This window comes from Rhizobium album (assembly GCF_003122325.1).
In the GTDB taxonomy this organism is placed as follows: Bacteria; Pseudomonadota; Alphaproteobacteria; order Rhizobiales; family Rhizobiaceae; genus Metarhizobium; species Metarhizobium album.
On record NZ_QFBC01000045.1, the window covers coordinates 1 to 2,840 of the forward strand.

4 protein-coding genes are annotated in these 2,840 nt (G+C 62.0%); all 4 read left to right on the forward strand.

What is annotated here, in order from left to right; translation table 11 throughout:
• The first annotated feature begins 183 nt into the window (after positions 1-183).
• Positions 184-1,035, forward strand: coding sequence for a glyoxalase III HchA (gene hchA / locus DEM27_RS33265; RefSeq protein ID WP_109462502.1), 852 nt, complete (start codon positions 184-186; stop codon positions 1,033-1,035).
• Entirely contained in the window at positions 1,032-1,751 is a 720-nt protein-coding gene (locus DEM27_RS33270; RefSeq protein ID WP_109462503.1) for a PA1136 family autoinducer-binding transcriptional regulator, read from the forward strand. The genes hchA and DEM27_RS33270 overlap by 4 nt, the downstream gene beginning before the upstream one ends.
• Positions 1,752-1,776: 25 nt before the next feature.
• Complete coding sequence (locus DEM27_RS33275) at positions 1,777-2,559, forward strand: SDR family oxidoreductase (protein ID WP_109462504.1); 783 nt, start codon at positions 1,777-1,779, stop codon at positions 2,557-2,559.
• Position 2,560: 1 nt separating this feature from the next.
• Positions 2,561-2,840 (forward strand): Rossmann-fold NAD(P)-binding domain-containing protein (locus tag DEM27_RS33280; RefSeq protein WP_474176032.1); only part of this gene is annotated, 280 nt, incomplete at its 3' end.

Below are 2,840 nucleotides of genomic sequence, written 5' to 3' on the forward strand. Positions count from 1 at the left end.
AGAAGCCGCGAAACTCCAACCTCCGCTGGTCCAGAAACCTGGGGAGGATCACTTCCCGATAGCCATGCGTGTGCGCCTTGGGTCGGTTCGGCTAGCTGTTTCATTGAGGGAAATCCCTCATTTTGCTGAGCTTGGCACCACGATAGTTTTTGTCATCGCAAGAAAGAACTCAACGAGGCTAACATGTCCGACCAGACAAATTCCGACAAGCACCCGCAACCCGATCCGGCGGAAGACAATGCGTTCTTCCCCTCGAGCTATTCCCTGAGCCAGTTCACGTCGCCCAAGTCCGATCTGAGCGGCGCCGACTATCCCAGACCATACACAGGCGGGAAGAAGGTGCTGATGATCGGCGCCGACGAGCGCTATCTGCTGACGGACAACGGCTCGTTCTTCTCGACCGGCAACCATCCGGTGGAGACGCTGCTGCCGATGTACCATCTCGACAAGGCCGGCTTCGAGTTCGATGTGGCGACGGTATCCGGCAACCCGGTCAAGTTCGAATATTGGGCGATGCCCTCCGAAGATGCGGAGGTGAAGGGCTTCTTCGCGAAATATCACCCGCAGTTCAAGCAACCGCTGAAACTGTCTGACGTGGTCGAAAGCGGTCTCGACGACTATATTGCGATTTTCATTCCCGGCGGCCATGGCGCCCTGATCGGCCTGCCCGAAAGCAAGGACGTCGCGGCGGCGCTCGAATGGGCGGCGGCGAAGGACCGGTTCGTCATCTCGTTGTGCCACGGGCCGGCGGCTTTCCTGGCGGTCGGTGACAGCACCATCTATCGCGGCTACAGGATTTGTGCGTTCCCGGATGCGCTCGACGCCAAGACGCCCGACATCGGCTACATGCCGGGCCACCTGACGTGGAAATTCGGCGAGAAACTGAAGGCGCTCGGCTTCGAGATCGTCAACGACGACATTTCGGGCGCGGTGCATCGGGACCGCATGCTTCTGACGGGCGACAGCCCTCTCGCCGGCAACGCGCTCGGCAAGCTTGCCGCCGCGACCCTGCTTGAGGCGACCGCTGTCGGATGACCGGTTCTCCAGTAGCAGAGCAGGTCCTGCGAAGCGCCCTCGCCATCGAGGGCGCGGAGAGCCTTGCCGCGATCGAGGCCGAGGTTCGCGCCATCGCGTCGCCGCTGGGCTATGACCGTTTCATATTGTTCTCTGCGTCTGCTGTTGGGGACCAGGTGGTCGAGCGTATCTACTGGGTCGAGGGCGACTGGTTCGGTGACGGCGAAGACGTCGATGCCGAGACCTATGTCCGGCGCTGTCCGGTGACCCGCCACGTCCTCGAAACCCGCGAGCCGTTCTTCTGGACCAAGACGATCGCAATGGACGGCGAGCTTTACAAGATCGTCCGCTACCCGCGCGGACAGGGCATTCACGGCCTTCAAATCCCGGTATTCGGTCCCTTGGGACTGGAAGGCGCCATGAGCCTGGGCGGCAGTCAGATCGATGCGTCGCGCCGGGCACGATTGAGCCTGGGGCTTATCGCGACGACGGCGTTTTTCTCCGCACGCAGGCTGCTGGAAGCTGCGGCCGAAGCTGTCGGCCCGTTGTCCGAGCGAGAGCGGGAAGTGCTGTCGTGGACCGCCGCCGGCCGAAGACAGGTTGAGATCGCCGCAACGCTGGGGCTTTCCGAACGGACAGTGGAAAATCACCTGCGGCGGATTCGCAAACGGCTGGGTGTCGCGACGACGCCGCAGGCGATCCGGGTGGCGATCCGCAACGGCGATATCGCGGGCTGACACGATGAAACAAGGGAAAAGCATCATGGCAAAGACGGTCCTCATCACAGGCGCGGCATCCGGTTTTGGACGTGGCGTCGCGTTTAGCCTGGCGAAGCGCGGCCATAAAGTGATCGCGGGATGCCAGATCTGGCCACAGGTCTGGGAACTGCGCAACGCGGCCAGGGCCGAAGGCGTCGAGATGCAGGTCATCAAGCTCGATGTCCTCAACGAGATCGACCGTGCCAACGCGCTCGGAATTGAGATAGACGTTCTGCTCAACAATGCCGGCATCATGGAATCCGGGCCGATGGTCGAGATTCCGATGTCCGTGTTCCGTTCGGTATTCGAGACCAACGTATTTGCGGCGCTGGAACTGGCGCAGGGGTTTGCCCGCGCGATGGTCAGGCGTGGTTCGGGCCGCATCGTCTGGACGTCGTCGGTCGCAGGGCTGGTCAAGGTGCCGTTCGATGGCGCCTATGCAGCTTCCAAGCATGCCGTCGAAGGCATCTGCTCGGCGATGCACGAGGAATTGAAGCCTTATGGCGTCGAGGTGGTGACCGTCAATCCCGGCGCCTTCCGCACCGGTTTCAACGACACCGGCATGGAGAGCATGGACCAATGGTGGGGCCAGGGCGAGCGCGTGATCGCGCATTGGCCGGTGCGCGAACTCGACCGCCAGCACGATCCCGATGACATGATCGAAGCGATGATCGAGGTTATCGAAGCCGTTAACCCGGCCTACCGGACTGTCCGCCCTGCGAGCGCGGCGGACATGGTTCGCAAGGAGCAGAACGAAATCTGGGACCGGAAAGCTTCGGAGGCTTGACATGAAACTTCTGCTGATCGGCGCAACCGGTCTCGTCGGCCACCAGGTCTTGACGCAAGCCCTCGAAGATCCGCGGGTCGAAACCGTGATTGCCCCCTCACGCCGTCCTCTCAGTACCAGTCATCGCAAACTGGTCGCACCGATCGTCCGTTTCGACGACCTGCCGCAAGAGGCCGACTGGTGGAAGGTTGACGCAGCCATCTGCACCCTCGGAACGACGATCGGCAAGGCGGGTTCGCGAGAGGCGTTTCGCGAGGTCGATCATGACTATCCGCTTGCCG